This window comes from Euzebyales bacterium, from assembly GCA_035461305.1.
In the GTDB taxonomy this organism is placed as follows: Bacteria; Actinomycetota; Nitriliruptoria; order Euzebyales; family JAHELV01; genus JAHELV01.
Map to the genome: position 1 here is coordinate 21003 of DATHVN010000207.1, position 14778 is coordinate 35780.

Genomic DNA, 14778 nt, shown 5'->3' on the forward strand with positions numbered 1-14778 from the left:
CCTCGGCTGGAAAGGCTCGCGCGAGCGCGGTGCGTTCAGGTTCCTGGCCGAGGCCGCCGGGGTGGAACTGGTCAGCACGTCCCCTCCCACCAGCAGTCCGTAGCTCGCGGATGAGCACCGACATCTTCCGAACGGATCAACGGTGGCGCAGGTGGTGAACCTCGCCGGCATGCAGTTCGACGGTCGTGCCGGCATCCGTCTCGACGATCAGCGCCCCGCCGTCGGTGACCGCGATCGCCGTGCCGAGGATCGCCTTCCCGTCCGCCTGCTCGACACGCACCGGCCGGCCCAAGGTGGCGCAGCGCTCGCGGTAGGCGGGCAGGAAGGCGACCGGGTCCTCGGACCACCCGGTGTGGCGGCGGTCGACCCGCTCGACGAGCGCCGGGAGCACGCGCCAGCGGTCGACCGGCCGTCGGCCGACCTCCGACAGCGACGTGGCGGCCGCCAGGTGCTCCGGGCGGCCGACGCTGCGCCAGTCCACGTTGACGCCGATCCCCACGACCACGACCCCCGGTGCAGGCGACTCGACCAGGATCCCGGCGCACTTGCGGCCGTCGGCCAGCAGGTCGTTGGGCCACTTCAGGCTCAGCTCGGCACCCGGGACCAACGGTTCGCACGCCTCCGCGAGCGCCAGTCCGACCAGCAGGGGCAGCAGCGCGAGCAGGGCCAGGTCCCGGTCGGTGCGCAGGAGCAGCGAGCCCATGAGCGACGACCCCGGCGGTGCGCTCCAGCTGCGACCCTGGCGCCCGCGCCCCGCAGTCTGCTGGTCGGCGAGCACCAGCAGCCCAGCCTCGGCTCCCGCAGCGGCTCTCCTGGCGACCTCGGCGTTCGTCGAGCCGATGTGGTCGAACCAGGACACGCGTGACACCAGCGTCGGCCCCGTGACCAGGCGTTGCAGCACGCGGCCGCTGGGCTGGGTCATGGCAGGACCGGGTCCCGCAGCGACGGCGCCACGTGGCAGTGCTCGGGTCGTCGGCTCATGGTGACTCCGGACGGCACGGGTCGGCTGGGTGCCGCCGTGCAAGGATGACCTGATCGTGTGGCGTTGCACGGACCGACACAATGTGTGGGTCGTCACACGGGCGGACCGCCGTCGGCCGCCGCGCACCGGGTCATGCCCGGACCGCGAACCCACGACCGAAAGGCTCGGTGTTGACTGACACGACCGCTGAGAAGCTGGCCGAGCTGCGGCGTCGCATCTTCGAGGCCGAGCATGCGGGCAGCGAGCGTGCCGTCGCCAAGCAGCACGCCAAGGGCAAGCTCACGGCGCGGGAGCGGCTCGACCTGCTGCTCGACGAGGGCTCGTTCGTCGAGCTCGACAGCCTCGCGGTGCACCGCGCGCGGGGCTTCGGCGTCGAGGATCGCCGGATCTACGGCGACGGCGTTGTCACCGGCTACGGCACGGTCGACGGCCGGGAGGTCGGCGTGTTCTCGCAGGACTTCACCGTGTTCGGTGGCTCGCTGGGGGAGGTGTTCGCCGAGAAGATCTGCAAGGTGATGGACATGTGCGTGCGCATGGGCGTGCCGATGATCGGGATCAACGACTCGGGCGGCGCACGGATCCAGGAGGGCGTGGTCGCGCTCGGCGGGTACGGCGACATCTTCTTCCGCAACGTTCAGGCCTCAGGGGTGATCCCGCAGATCTCGGCCGTCATGGGGCCGTGCGCCGGCGGCGCCGTATACAGCCCGGCGATGACCGACTTCGTGCTGATGGTGCGCGAGACGTCGCACATGTTCATCACCGGCCCCGAGGTCATCAAGACCGTCACCGGTGAGGACGTGTCGTTCGAGGAGCTCGGCGGCGCGATGGCGCACTCGACGCGTTCGGGGGTCGCCCACGTGGCGGCCGACGACGAGGAGACATGCCTGTCAGACATCCAGTTCCTGCTGGGGTACCTGCCACAGAACAACCTCGAGGACCCCCCGCGGCTGGTGTCCGTGGACGACCCCCAGCGCACCGACGCGTCGCTGGACGCGTTCATGCCGGACTCGGCCAGCGTGCCCTACGACGTGCGGAAGATCGTCGCCACGGTCGTCGACGAGCGCGAGTTCTTCGAGGTGCACCCGAACTGGGCGCCCAACATCGTCGTCGGCTTCGCCAGGTTGGACGGCACCTCGGTCGGCGTCGTGGCCAACCAGCCGATGCACCTGGCCGGCGTGCTCGATTCCGAGTCGTCACAGAAGGGCGCGCGGTTCGTGCGGACCTGCGACGCGTTCAACATCCCGATCGTGACGTTCGTCGACGTGCCAGGGTTCATGCCGGGCACCGACCAGGAGTGGGGTGGGATCATCCGGCACGGAGCGAAGCTGCTGTACGCATACTGCGAGGCGACGGTCCCCAAGCTGACGGTCATCCTGCGCAAGGCCTACGGCGGCGCCTACGACGTGATGGGCTCAAAGCACGCCGGCGCCGACATCAACTACGCGTGGCCGACCGCCGAGATCGCCGTCATGGGCGCGCAGGGCGCGGTCAACATCCTGCACCGCCGCGAGCTGGCCGCCGCCGACGATGTCGAGTCGGCCCGCGCCGCGTTCATCGACCAGTACGAGCACGAGCTGGCCAACCCGTGGCGCGCGGCCGAGCGCGGCTACCTCGACGCCGTGATCGAGCCGTCCGAGACCCGCCCAAAGCTCGTCAAGGCCCTGCACCTGGCACGCACCAAACGCGTGCAGCGACCACCCCGCAAGCACGGCAACATCCCGTTGTGAGCGGGTGTCAGCCCCCTCCCGCCGAGCACCTCGGCACCCACCGGTCGAAGTCCGGCTGGTCGACCTCCTGGAGCTCGACGAGCCACTCGTAGGACCGGCCGGGCGCCAGCAGGAGCGGGTTGTAGCTTGCACCGATGACAAGCTCCGCATCACGACCGCGACCACGCCACAGCGACCCTGCCCCTCATGGGTGCCGCTGGCCTCGGCCCGCAGGACGAAGCACTGCCCGGCGTCGGAGCCGTCCGGACAGCGACCTCGTCGAACGCGGTCCACTCCAGCGTCGGGTCGTCCGACCGCGCCGCGCAGCCGGCGAGGGCGAGCGCGGCGAGCAGCGGCACCTGCCACCGGGGTGCGCGCGACCCATCGAGCCATCGTCGGGCAAGCCTACACAGGCCCCTCCGGCGGCGACAGCCCCTCGATGCACGCTCGACGGCAACAGCACGACGCCGTCGACGCCGTCGGAAGCGCCGTGCCAGACTCGGGTCATGGAGTCCGAGCGCATCGTGGTGACCGGGGGTCACCCCACCGATGCCGAGTTGGCCGCGGTCACCGCCGCCCTGGCCGAGCACCGGCAGACCGCCCGGTCGGGGGTGAGGACCGTCCGGTCGCGCTGGATCCACGCCGCCCGGCTCGAGGCCTGTGGTCACCCGCCGATCGACAGCCCCATGGCCATCGACCGCGTGGTGCCGACCGGCTGACGAGGCCTACTCGGTGACGGTCAGGGTGCCCTCCATGCCGGCCGCCCGGTGGCCGGCCACGTCGCAGTAGTACGTGTAGGTGCCGGGCTCCAGCTCGACGGTGCCCGAGTCCGACTCGCCGCCCGCCGCGTCGAGGATCTTGCGGTTGTCGAGCTCCTCGAGCACGACGTTGTGCTCGTTCGCCCCCTGGTTGTCGAGCTCGACGTCGACCGTCCCGGCCGCCACCTCCTGGGGTGCCTCCTGGTAGTCGATGTCGATGGCGACCCAGGTCGCGGGTCCGCCACCGCCCGCCTCGGCCTCGCCACCACCGGCGGACTCGGTCGCCTGCAGCTCGGCGCGCTGCTCGGCCGAGACCTGTTGGATCTCAGCGACCTTGGGCTCCGAGCTGAGGCAGCCGGTCAGCAGCAGGCCGGTCACGACGGCGACGATGATGCGCAGTGGTCGGCCCATCGGTGCAGTCCTCGCTAGGTCGCTGGGTGGGTGTCGTGGTCCGCCTTGGCATGGGCACGGCGGTGATGGCGTCAGCCGAACGACTGCGGCATTGTAGCGACCAGCGCCTCCGGTCCGGCGCGGCACGGCCGCCGACGTGGCCGCACGGCACCGGCCCGCCGCCGCAGCGCACAGCCAATCCCGCTCACGGACCGGCAGCGGCCCAAGTAGCATGCGTTCCGCCCCCATCGACGCAGGAGGATGTGCACGCGTGCCTGGTTCCACGCCGCCGGTGGCGTCCGTGCTGGTCGCCAACCGTGGCGAGATCGCGTGGCGGATCTTCCGGGCGTGCCGCGAGCTTGGCATCCGCGCGATCGGTGTGTTCTCGGAGGCGGACCGTGGCGCGCCGTGGCTTGCCGCCGCCGACGACGCGTTCCTGCTGGGGCCGGCGTCGCCCGCTGAGAGCTACCTGCACGTCGAGCGGCTGATCGGCGTGGCACGACGTGCGGACGCCGAGGCGGTGCATCCCGGGTACGGGTTTCTGTCGGAGAACGCCGACTTCGCCCGCGCCGTGACCGACGCGGGGCTGGTGTGGGTCGGCCCCCCGCCGGATGCGATCACCGCGATGGGCGACAAGTTGTCGGCGCGGGCCACCGCCGAGGCGGCCGGCGTGCCGGTCGTGCCGGGCACGGCGGAGCCGACCGACGACGCCGGTCAGGTCGCGGCCTTCGCTGAGACCCACGGCTATCCGCTCGCGATCAAGGCGGCGTTCGGTGGCGGAGGACGCGGCCTGCGGGTCGTGCGCTCGGCCGACCGCCTCGCCGCGGCACTGGAGGGGGCGCAGCGCGAGGCCATGGCGTCCTTCGGCCGGGGCGAGGTCTACCTCGAGCGGTACCTGGCCCGGCCCCGCCACATCGAGGCACAGGTCCTGGGCGACGTCCACGGGACATGCCTGTTCCTGGGCGAGCGGGACTGCTCGACGCAGCGGCGCCACCAGAAGCTGATCGAGGAGGCACCGGCACCCGGGCTCGCCCAGGAGGTGCGTGACGGGCTGGGGGCCGCGGCGGTCGCGGTCAGCCGGCAGGTCGGCTACGCGGGCGCTGGGACGGTTGAGTTCCTCGTCGCCGACGACCGGTTCTACTTCCTGGAGATGAACACCCGCCTGCAGGTCGAGCATCCGGTGACCGAGCTGGTGACCGGCATCGACCTGGTGCACTGGCAGCTGCGGACCGCGGCCGGCGAGGCGGTCCCGTGGTCCCAGGACGACATCGTCCCGCGTGGGCATGCGATCGAGGTCCGCATCAACGCCGAGCGTCCGACAGCCGACTTTGCGCCGGCGGCCGGACGGATCACGCGGTGGGACCAGCCAGCAGGCCCCGGTGTGCGGGTCGATGCCGGCGTGGTCGCCGGGTGGGAGGTGCCCACGACCTACGATTCGCTGCTCGCGAAGCTGATCTGCTGGGGTGCCGACCGCGAGCACGCGCGCCGTGTGCTGGTCCGGGCGATCGACGAGTTCGAGGTCGAGGGGGTGCCGACCACCCTGTCGTTCCATCGCTTCGCGCTCACCCACCCCGACACGATCGCCGGGCGTGTCTCGACGATCAGCGTCGAGCAGGACTGGGACCTGTCGGCGCTGCCACCCGAGGCCGACACGACGCCTGCCGAGGGACCGGCGGCGCCGTCACGGACCTACACGGTGGAAGTGGAGGGGCGCGCCCTGCAGGTCGCCGTGTTCGATCCCGATGCCGGCGAACGCAGGCCGCGGCGCAGCCGGCGCAGCGGATGGACCGGGGCGCGTGGCGGCGATGCCACGCTGACCGCCCCCATGCAGGGCACGGTCGTCAAGCTCGCCGTCGACGTCGGCGAGACCGTGGCCGCCGGCGACCTCGTGGTCGTGCTCGAGGCGATGAAGATGGAGAACCACGTCGTCGCCCACCGCGACGGCACCGTCAGCGCACTGCTCGTCGACGCGGGCGCGGTGGTCCAGCAGGGCGAGCCGCTGTTCACGATCGACGCGGCCGACGCCTGACCGCCTGCGGGGCGTGGTTGACCGACGCCCCATTCTGGGGAGCCTGGGCGGCGCCGTGTGCCTGGTGAGATCCCTCCCCGGATGGGCTACTTCGCGCCGATCACGACGAAGCCGACCTTCCCCCTCGTGTGGCCGGTCTCCCGATCGTAGGACGTCTCCTCCTGCACCCGGATCTGCGCCGACCGCTGCTTGAGGTTGCGGCAGGAGCACCGGTGTGACGGGTGCGCGATCCTCCCGGCCTCCGTGCACCAGGATCTCGCCGTTCGGCAGCGTCGTGACGGTCGGGTACCACCGGCCCGGGCGGTCGAGTCCGCCAGGCGCGTCACCGTCTGGCTGTCCGGGTCGAACAGGTTCACATCGCTGACCGCGTCGAACTGCGAGCCGCCCGGGAAGCCATACTCATCGCCTCCGGTGATCAGGACCTGGCCGCTCCACGGGAGGATCGTCTGGGCACTGCAGAACAGGTTCGTGCTGGTCGGCACCGGCAGCGTCGTGTGGCTGGAAGGTGCCAGGCCCTTGGCAGGGTCCCAGATGTCGTAGCTGAACGCCTTCAGCTCCAGGCCCTGACGGTCGGTGCCGTAGGTCATCACCTTGCCGTCCGGCAGCACCACGGCGCGGATCGCGCTCAGCGGCCACTCGGCGGCACCGGTCCAGGTGCCGTCGACGTGCGCGCTGGCGTCGCCGGCGACCGACTCGGCGTCGCGCGCCTCGGCGCCGGTGTCGGCGCCCCTCGATGACCGGCCCGGCCGGGCCGTCCTCGTCGGGCGTCTGTGCAGCGGCTGGCGCCGCCAGGATGAGCAACATCACGATCGCGATCGCGGTGATCCTGATCGCGGCCATTCCAACGCGAACGAGCACCACGAAGTCGTCAACCTCCGTCGTTCAGGTCGCCGCGACCGCTGCGTAGCAAGGGTCAGACGGTGCGTGTCACCACGCCCGTTCACGCACGTTCCCGCCCGGCGACGCCGGTCCTGCTGCCTTCGTAGGACCACGTCCGACGAAGAATCACAACCAGTGCGCGACGACACTACGACACGATGCTCCTCCGCAACGAAGCAGAGGTCTACCAGGAGACACTCAGCGAAATGCTGCTGATGGAGAAACCACGATTACAGAGTGTTATTGCGGATCGACGACGCCCCGCTGATCCCCGGCATCGTGAGAAGCTCGAGGGCCACGCCGTACGACACCAGGTGCGCCCCGTCCCGGGGGTCGCGGCCCGTCAGCGTGGCGACACGGTCCAAACGGTACGCCAGGGTGTGGCGGTGGATGCGCAGCTCCGCCGCCGCCGGCCCGGGACGGCACCCGTGCGCGAGGTAGGCACGCAGGCTCGCGATCAGTGCCGGCGAGCCGTCGTCCCGATCCAGCAGCGGACCGAGCATCCGGCTGACGAAGGCATCCGATGCCTCCGTTGCGCCCGTCCCGGCCAGGAAGCCCGACACACCCAGCGTGTCGACGGTGACCTCGATGCCCTCGCCGGCCTGCACCACGGCGGCGGCGGCCTCGCGCAGCGCGGTCGCCAGGCCGCCGATGTCGCGCTGCACGTTGCTGCGTCCCACCCGCAGCGGGCCGAGCACACGTGCGCGCGCCGCATCCATGACGTCCCGGCCCACCCGTGCCGCGGCAGGCTGCACGACGAGGTGCACCATGTCGTCGATCATGCCCGCGGCCACGGAGTCGCCACCGACTGCATCCTCGACCACACGGCACACGGTCGCCGTCGGCGTGCCCGGCGGAGCAGCCACAGCCAGCACGTGGTACGGCGCCCCCGGATCGAGGCCGAGCCCCGCGAGGCGATCGGCGAGCTGGTTGGTGCCCGCCCGCCCGGTGCGCGCGTCATCGAGCATCGCGCCGACCGTCGCGCGCCGCTGCGCTCTGGCCGACACACCCCGCGACAGCGCGACCGCGGCCGCCGAGACCGCCTGCTCGAGCAGCAACATCTGGCTGTCGTCGAGCTCGACCCGCGACACGACCGCGAGCACGGCCTCGATCTCGTCGGCGGCCCGCACCGGCGCAGCGGTCACGATCCGGTCGCCCAGCATGAACCGCACCCTCGCCCGTGGACGCGGCGGCAGCACCGCCCACAGCCGGCCGGGGTCGACGGCGCCGTCGGCGACCCCGTGCCGTGCGAGCACGTGGCCGAACGCGTCGAACAACGCCACGTCGACGCCGGCGATCGCCCGGGCAGTGACCGCCAACACCTCGTCGATCCCGCCACCCGACGTGACGGCGGCAAGCATCCGGCGGTGCAGGTCCAGGGCCCGGCGCAGGCCGAGGTCATGGGCCTCGAACACGCGCCGAGACACGTACCGGGTCACGGCGATGAACGGCACCTCGTAGGGCACCGTGAACAGGGGGAGCCCACGACGGTCCGCCTCGGCGAGCATCGCCGGCGGTACCGCGTCCAGCCAGATGCCGACACCGAAGCCGACGGCGGGGCACCCGACACGGTCGAGGCCTGCGATCAGGTCCCGCTGGAGATCAGCGTCGTCCTTGACGGCCAGCCCGGTGGTGAGCAGCAGCTCGCCACCCTCCAGCCATGGCGTCGGATCGGGGGTCTCGCTGATGTGCGCCCAGCGGATCGGGTCGGTGCGCCCGACGCCGGCGGCGCCGGCCACGAGCTCGAGCCCGAGATCCGCGTCGGCCAGCAGCTGACGCACCCCGATGCTCACGGGACGAGCCGGAACACCCGACTGTGCGCCATGTGTCCAATCATATCGGAGCACAACGCCCGATCGTTGTGGAAGTCTTCGACAACGCTTGGCCACATGGCTGAGGACGCGGAGTGGGACCGCTTCGTAAGCTGACGTCCTCATCGCGCACGCCACCACAACGTCGCGGAGCCGTCCCGCACGAACGACGTCATCGGCGGCTCCGTCGGACAGGACACTGAGGCAAAGGAGCTCGTCGTGGCCGACCGGACCGTCCAGAACTTCATCGATGGCGAACTGCGGCCGATCAGCGACGGCAGGATGGCCCCGCTGACCGACCCCGCGACCGGGACCGAGTTCGCCCAGGCACCCATCTCGGGCCCCGCCGACATCGACGCGGCGTGCAGGGCCGCCGCCCGTGCGTTCGAGACCTGGCGGCGCTTCACACCCGCTGAGCGCAGCCTCGCGCTGCTGCGCATCGCCGATGCGTTCGAGGAGCACGGCGAGGAGCTGATCCGGGCCGAGTGCGACAACACCGGCAAGCCGTACCAGCTCACGCTCGACGAGGAGCTGCCACCAGCCTGCGACCAGATCCGCTTCTTCGCGGGAGCCGCGCGGGTGCTCGAGGGCCGGGCGGCCGCGGAGTACATGGCCGGGCACACGTCGATGGTCCGCCGCGAGCCGGTGGGCGTCTGCGCGCAGGTCACGCCGTGGAACTATCCGCTGATGATGGCGGTCTGGAAGTTCGCCCCCGCGATCGCCGCCGGCAACACCGTCGTGCTCAAGCCGTCCGACACCACCCCGGTCAGCACGGTGATGATGGCCGAGATCATGGCCGAGTTTCTGCCCCCCGGCGTGTTCAACGTGGTCTGCGGCGACCGCGACACGGGGCGTGCCCTCGTGGCCCACGACATCCCCGACATGGTGTCCGTGACCGGCAGCGTCCGGGCCGGCCGGCAGGTCGCCGAGGCGGCAGCCGCCGACCTCAAGCGCGTGCACCTGGAGCTGGGCGGCAAGGCCCCCGTCATCGTGTTCGACGACGCCGACCTCGAGGGCGCCGCCGAGATGATCGCCGGCGCCGGGTACTTCAACGCCGGGCAGGACTGCACCGCCGCCACCCGCGTGCTCGCGGGGCCGGGCATCCACGACGACTTCGTGTCCGCGCTCGCCGACCAGGCGAAGGCGACCACCACGGGTGGGCCCTACGACGAGGGCGTCGACTACGGCCCGCTCAACAACGCCGACCAGCTCGCGCGCGTCTCCGGCTTCTTCGAGCGCCGTCCCGACCACGCACAGATCGTCACGGGCGGCAACCGCGCAGGTGTCGGCGACGGGTTCTTCTGGCAGCCCACCGTGGTCGCCGACCTGCGCCAGGACGACGAGATGATCCAGACCGAGATCTTCGGGCCGGTGATCACCGTCCAGCGCTTCGACGACGAGGAGAAGGCGCTGGCCTGGGGCAACGACGTGGAGTACGGCCTCGCCGCCAGCGTCTGGACGAAGGACCACGGCCGCGCGATGCGCATGGCGGCCGGCCTCGACTTCGGCTGCGTGTGGATCAACACCCATATCCCGATCGTCGCCGAGATGCCTCACGGCGGGTTCAAGCACACCGGCCACGGCAAGGACCTGTCGATGTACGGGTTTGAGGAGTACACACGGATCAAGCACGTAATGAGCAACATCGAGGTGTGAACGGGATGACTGAGGCCTTGCGCAGCGACAGGTCACTTGGAGACCTCGACCAGCGACAGCGACAGGTCACGTGGAGACCTCGAGCAGCGACAGCGACAGGTCACGTGGAGACCTCGAGCAGCGACAGCGACAGGTCCCTCGAGCAGCGACCGCGATAGGTCACGTGGAATGACGGCACACAACACCCTGGCCGACGGCCACCTCTGGCTGCACTTCACCCGCACGCACGACTGGATGGGCCCCGAGCCGTCCGTCCCGGTGCTCGACCGCGGCGAGGGCTGCTATGTCTGGGATGTCGCCGGCCGGCGCTACCTCGACGGGTTGTCGGCGCTGTTCTGCGTGCAGGTCGGCTACGGGCGGTCCGAAATGGTCGAGGCGGCGGCGACGCAGATGGCCCGGCTGCCGTTCGCGACCAACTGGGCGACCGCGCACCAGCCGGCGATCGACCTCGCCGCCCAGCTCGCAGAGCGCTTCCCGGGCGACCTGAACCACGCGTTCTTCGTAAACTCCGGCTCGGAAGCGGTCGAGTCGGCGATCAAGCTCGCCCGCCAGTACCACAGCGCCCGAGGCGAGCACCAGCGGCAGAAGATCATCAGCCGGGTCTACGCCTACCACGGCACCACGCTCGGAGCGTTGGGCGTCACCGGGCTCGAGGCGCTGTCCGACCCATTCCAGCCGCTGGTCCCGGGCCACATCCACGTGCCCAACACCAACGCGTACCGACCGCAGGTCGAGGACCCCGCCGGCGCGATCGAGGAGGCGATCGTCGACGCCGGGCCCGAGACCGTGTCGGCGGTGTTCCTCGAACCGGTCCAGAACGCCGGCGGCTGTTTCGTGCCGCCCGCGGGCTACTTCCAGCGCGTGCGGGAGATCTGCGACCGGCACGGGGTGCTGCTGGTCTCCGACGAGGTCATCTGTGCGTTCGGCCGGCTCGGCAGCTGGACCGGCGCCGAGAGGTACGAGTACCTGCCCGACATCATCACGTTCGCCAAGGGCGTCACGTCGGCCTACGCCCCGCTGGGCGGCATGGTGTTCCGCTCCGAGCTGGCCCGCGCGCTCAACAAGGAGCCGACCGATATGTTCCTGCACGGGTCGACGTGGGGCGGCCATCCGGTCGCGTGCGCCGTCGCGTCGGCGAACATCGGTGTGTTCGAGTCCGACGACGTGCTCGGCAACGTGCAGCGCAACGAGCAGTGGTTCAGCGACCAGCTCCACGAGCTGCAGGCGCGTCACGACATCGTGGGCGACGTCCGCGGCACCGGCTACTTCTGGGCACTGGAGCTGGTCAAGGACCGGGACCGCAAGATCGGCTTCGACGCCGGCGAGACCGAGGAGCTGCTGCGCGGCTTCCTGTCACGCCGCCTGCTGGAGCTCGGCCTGATCTGCCGCGCGGACGACCGCGACGAGCCGGTGATCCAGATCTCGCCGCCGCTGGTGGCCGACCGGGTCGTGCTCGGCGAGCTGGTCGGCACGCTCGACACGGTGCTCGGCGAGGCACGAGCGCGGCTCGAGCCCGGGCGAACCGCGCCGGCCCCCGACCGGGCACCCGGCGGACCTGGCACGACCAGTCCCTGACCACGACCGGTTCCGGACAGGAGCGCACATGCTGATCGGCCTTCCCACCGAGATCAAGGACCGCGAGCGCCGCGTGGCGCTCGATCCGAACGCCGTCGCCGCTGCGGTCAAGGCCGGTCACCCCGTGGTCGTGCAGGCCGGAGCCGGTGTGGGAGCGGGCTTCGACGACACCGAGTACGAGAAGGCCGGTGCCCAGATCGTCGAGGGCGCGGACGATGCCTGGGCCGCCGACCTGGTCGTCAAGGTCAAGGAGCCACAGCCCAGCGAGTTCGCGTACTTCCGCGACGATCTGACGCTGTTCACCTACCTGCACCTGGCGGCCGAGCCCGATCTGGCGCACGCCCTGGCGTCCGCCGGCGTCGCCGCCTACGCGTACGAGACCCTGACCGAAAAGGGCAAGCTGCCGCTGCTGGCACCGATGAGCGAGATCGCCGGGCGGACCGCACCGATCGCAGGCGCCACGTACCTGGCCGCCCACCTTGGCGGCTCCGGTGTGCTGATCGGTGGCGCGGCCGGCGTGCCACAGGCGCGGGTGGTCGTGGTCGGGCTCGGCGTCGCCGGTGGGCTCGCCGCGCGTGGCGCGAGGGGCCTCGACGCGGTCGTGATCGGCGTCGACGTCGACCTCGCAAGGCTCGGCGAGGCCGCCCACGACGGCGACGTGACCACAACGGTCGCGTCCAACGAGCGCGCGGTCGGCGAGGTCGTCCACGACGCGGACATGGTCATCGGTGCGGCGCTGGTCCCCGGTGCCCGGGCACCGGTCGTGGTCACCGAGGAGCACGTCGCGTCGATGCGACCGGGATCGGTCATCGTGGACCTCGCGATCGACCAGGGCGGGTGCATCGAGACCGGGCGCCCGACCACGCTGTCGGACCCCATCTACGTCGCGCACGAGGTCGTGCACTACTGCGTGACGAACGTGCCCGGTCAGTACCCGCGCACCGCGAGCCGCGCGCTGTCGGCCGCCGTGACGCCGCGCCTGCTGGCGCTGCTCGACGACCCCGAGTCCCCCAGGCTCACCGGTGCGCTCAACGTCCACCGCGGCGAGATCATCCACCCGGCCGTGGCGGAGGCGCTCGCATGAGGCCCCGGCGCGGCACCGTCCTGACCTCAGACAGCGTCAGCGACAGGTCACATCCATGACCTCAGACAGCGTCAGCGACAGGTCGCATCAATGACGGCGACTCCGGCGTTCCTGCATCCCTTCGCGCGGCCCGCGGCCGGCGTCGACGAGTTCCTCACGATCACGCGCGGCGAGGGCGCCACGCTGTGGGACGACCATGGCAACGACTACGTCGACGCCATGGCGGGGCTGTGGTACTGCAACGTGGGCTACGGACGGGACGAGATCGCCGAGGCGGTCGCCGGTCGGCTGCGGGACCTGGGCGCGTACCACGCGTTCGAGCGCTTCACGCCGCCGGTCGCCGACGCGCTGGCCGACCGCATCAGCGGGCTGGCGCCCGAGCCGGGCTCGCGGGTGTTCTTCACCAGCAGCGGTTCGGAGGCGGTGGACTCGGCCATGAAGATCGCGCGGCTGACCCACGCCCTGGCTGGCGAGCCGCGACGCACGGTGATCGTAAGTCGCCGGCCGAGCTACCACGGTGTCACCTACGGTGGGGTCACGGCGACGGGGCTCCCGGCCAACCAGGAGGGGTTCGGGCCGTTGCTGCCCGACGTCGTCCAGGTCGACAAGGACGACCTCGACGCGCTTCGGGCCCTGTTCGTGGCCCAGGGCGATCGCGTCGCCGCCGTCATCGCCGAACCCGTGATCGGTGCCCCCGGCGTCTACCCGCCCGCATCGGGCTACCTCGAGAGCATCCGCGGTCTGTGCGACGAGCACGGCGCGCTGCTCATCTGCGACGAGGTCATCTGTGGGTTCGGACGGCTGGGCACGTGGTGGGGGTCCCAGCACTACGGCGTCCGCCCCGACATGACGACCTTCGCCAAGGCCGTAACGTCGGGCTACCAACCGCTGGGTGGGGTCGTGATCGCGCCGTCGGTGGCCGACGTGCTCGCCAAGGACCCTCAGACCGTGCTGCGGCACGGCCACACCTACAGCGGCCACCCCGCCGCGTGCGCCGCGGCGATGGCCGCGCTCACGATCACAGAGCGCGAGGATCTGTTGTCTCGGGCGGTGATGGTCGGTGAGCGGCTGGGGGCGGGCCTGCGTGGCCTGCTCGACGCAGGACTCGTGGCCGAGGTCCGGGGCGCCGGCGCCGTGTTCGGCGTCGGCCTTCATCCACACACCGCTGCGTTCGATGTGCGCGAAGCACTGCTCGCCGAGGGCGTCATCGTGCGTCCGATCGGCACGTCGACCCTGGCGTTGTGCCCGCCGCTCGTCATCACCGACGCCCAGATCGACGACTGCGTCGCCGCCCTGGTGCGGGTGCTCGACGCGCTCGGCGGGGCGGCTGGCCCGTCATAGCGTCCGCCCGGAGACGGGGCACAGCCGGTTCCCGCCGGCACCGACGCCGGCGGAGCGATGAACGAAGGAGCAAGCACCATGGCCGTTGTGTTCCCAGGAAGCCCCGACCGCCGTGACTTCCTGCGCGGCTCGGCGTATCTCACCGGCGGTGCCTTCCTGGCGGCCGCGGCGGGATCTCCGCCGAGTCGGCGCAGAACGCCGGGGCCTCCGAGGGTGTGTCGGCGGCCCGTCGGCCGCGGCGCAGGGGCGGTGACGTGCTGAACGTCTCCAACTGGCCGCTGTACATGGACACCGGCGATGAGGACGAGCTGTCGCACCCGACGCTGGACGCCTTCACCGGCGCATTCGCTGCCATGGCAGTCCGGCATGACGGGCATCGGCGTCAACCCGACGGCCGTCGACATGCGGATCACGAGTGTCAACGACCTCTTCGACGAGTCGCTCGCCGGTCGCGTCACGATGCTCACCGAGACGCGCGACACGATGGGCCTGGTCATGTCCGGCATGGGCATCGACCCGCTCGACCACACCGTGGAGGAGTACGAGGAGGCGATCGCCAGGCTCCAG

At 71.3% G+C, this 14778-nt stretch carries 12 protein-coding genes; 8 read left to right on the plus strand and 4 right to left on the minus strand.

All coding sequences use genetic code 11. The features are described from left to right. Positions 1 to 136: 136 nt before the first annotated feature. Complete coding sequence (locus tag VK923_18870; GenBank protein HSJ46745.1) at positions 137 to 922, minus strand: biotin--[acetyl-CoA-carboxylase] ligase; 786 nt, start codon at positions 920 to 922, stop codon at positions 137 to 139. 230 nt (positions 923 to 1152) lie between these two features. Between VK923_18870 and VK923_18875 the strand changes: the two genes are divergently transcribed. Together VK923_18875 and VK923_18880 are read left to right on the plus strand one after the other, a co-directional pair. Next, a complete protein-coding gene (locus VK923_18875; protein ID HSJ46746.1) occupies positions 1153 to 2709 on the plus strand; it encodes an acyl-CoA carboxylase subunit beta in 1557 nt (518 codons plus the stop codon). 485 nt (positions 2710 to 3194) lie between these two features. Further along, on the plus strand, positions 3195 to 3407 hold the full coding sequence (locus tag VK923_18880) for an acyl-CoA carboxylase epsilon subunit (GenBank protein ID HSJ46747.1): 213 nt from the start codon (positions 3195 to 3197) through the stop codon (positions 3405 to 3407). 6 nt (positions 3408 to 3413) lie between these two features. On the opposite strand, the gene VK923_18885 is transcribed toward VK923_18880, so the two are convergent. Beyond that, positions 3414 to 3857 carry a plastocyanin/azurin family copper-binding protein gene (locus VK923_18885; protein HSJ46748.1) on the minus strand — a complete coding sequence of 148 codons (444 nt, stop codon included), beginning with the start codon at positions 3855 to 3857 and terminating at the stop codon, positions 3414 to 3416. Positions 3858 to 4107: 250 nt separating this feature from the next. On the opposite strand from VK923_18885, the gene VK923_18890 reads away from it, so the two are divergent. Beyond that, positions 4108 to 5865 (plus strand): biotin carboxylase N-terminal domain-containing protein, encoded by a 1758-nt coding sequence (locus VK923_18890; GenBank protein HSJ46749.1) that lies wholly within the window; start codon positions 4108 to 4110, stop codon positions 5863 to 5865. Between the two features lie 86 nt (positions 5866 to 5951). Here VK923_18890 and VK923_18895 read toward each other — a convergent pair whose 3' ends face one another. Beyond that, positions 5952 to 6452 (minus strand): hypothetical protein, encoded by a 501-nt coding sequence (locus VK923_18895; protein HSJ46750.1) that lies wholly within the window; start codon positions 6450 to 6452, stop codon positions 5952 to 5954. A gap of 522 nt (positions 6453 to 6974) precedes the next feature. Beyond that, positions 6975 to 8537: a PucR family transcriptional regulator ligand-binding domain-containing protein gene (locus VK923_18900; GenBank protein ID HSJ46751.1), complete on the minus strand. Its 1563-nt coding sequence runs from the start codon at positions 8535 to 8537 to the stop codon at positions 6975 to 6977. 237 nt (positions 8538 to 8774) lie between these two features. Here VK923_18900 and VK923_18905 point away from each other — a divergent pair, with 237 nt between their 5' ends. The 5 genes from VK923_18905 to VK923_18925 all read left to right on the plus strand — a co-directional run. Further along, on the plus strand, positions 8775 to 10211 hold the full coding sequence (locus VK923_18905) for a gamma-aminobutyraldehyde dehydrogenase (protein HSJ46752.1): 1437 nt from the start codon (positions 8775 to 8777) through the stop codon (positions 10209 to 10211). 168 nt (positions 10212 to 10379) lie between these two features. After that, a complete protein-coding gene (locus VK923_18910; GenBank protein HSJ46753.1) occupies positions 10380 to 11786 on the plus strand; it encodes an aspartate aminotransferase family protein in 1407 nt (468 codons plus the stop codon). Between the two features lie 28 nt (positions 11787 to 11814). Beyond that, complete coding sequence (locus VK923_18915; GenBank protein HSJ46754.1) at positions 11815 to 12870, plus strand: alanine dehydrogenase; 1056 nt, start codon at positions 11815 to 11817, stop codon at positions 12868 to 12870. A gap of 90 nt (positions 12871 to 12960) precedes the next feature. Then, positions 12961 to 14211 carry an aminotransferase class III-fold pyridoxal phosphate-dependent enzyme gene (locus VK923_18920; GenBank protein HSJ46755.1) on the plus strand — a complete coding sequence of 417 codons (1251 nt, stop codon included), beginning with the start codon at positions 12961 to 12963 and terminating at the stop codon, positions 14209 to 14211. Between the two features lie 366 nt (positions 14212 to 14577). Then, on the plus strand, positions 14578 to 14778 hold a 201-nt coding region (locus VK923_18925), incomplete at its 3' end, for a hypothetical protein (GenBank protein ID HSJ46756.1).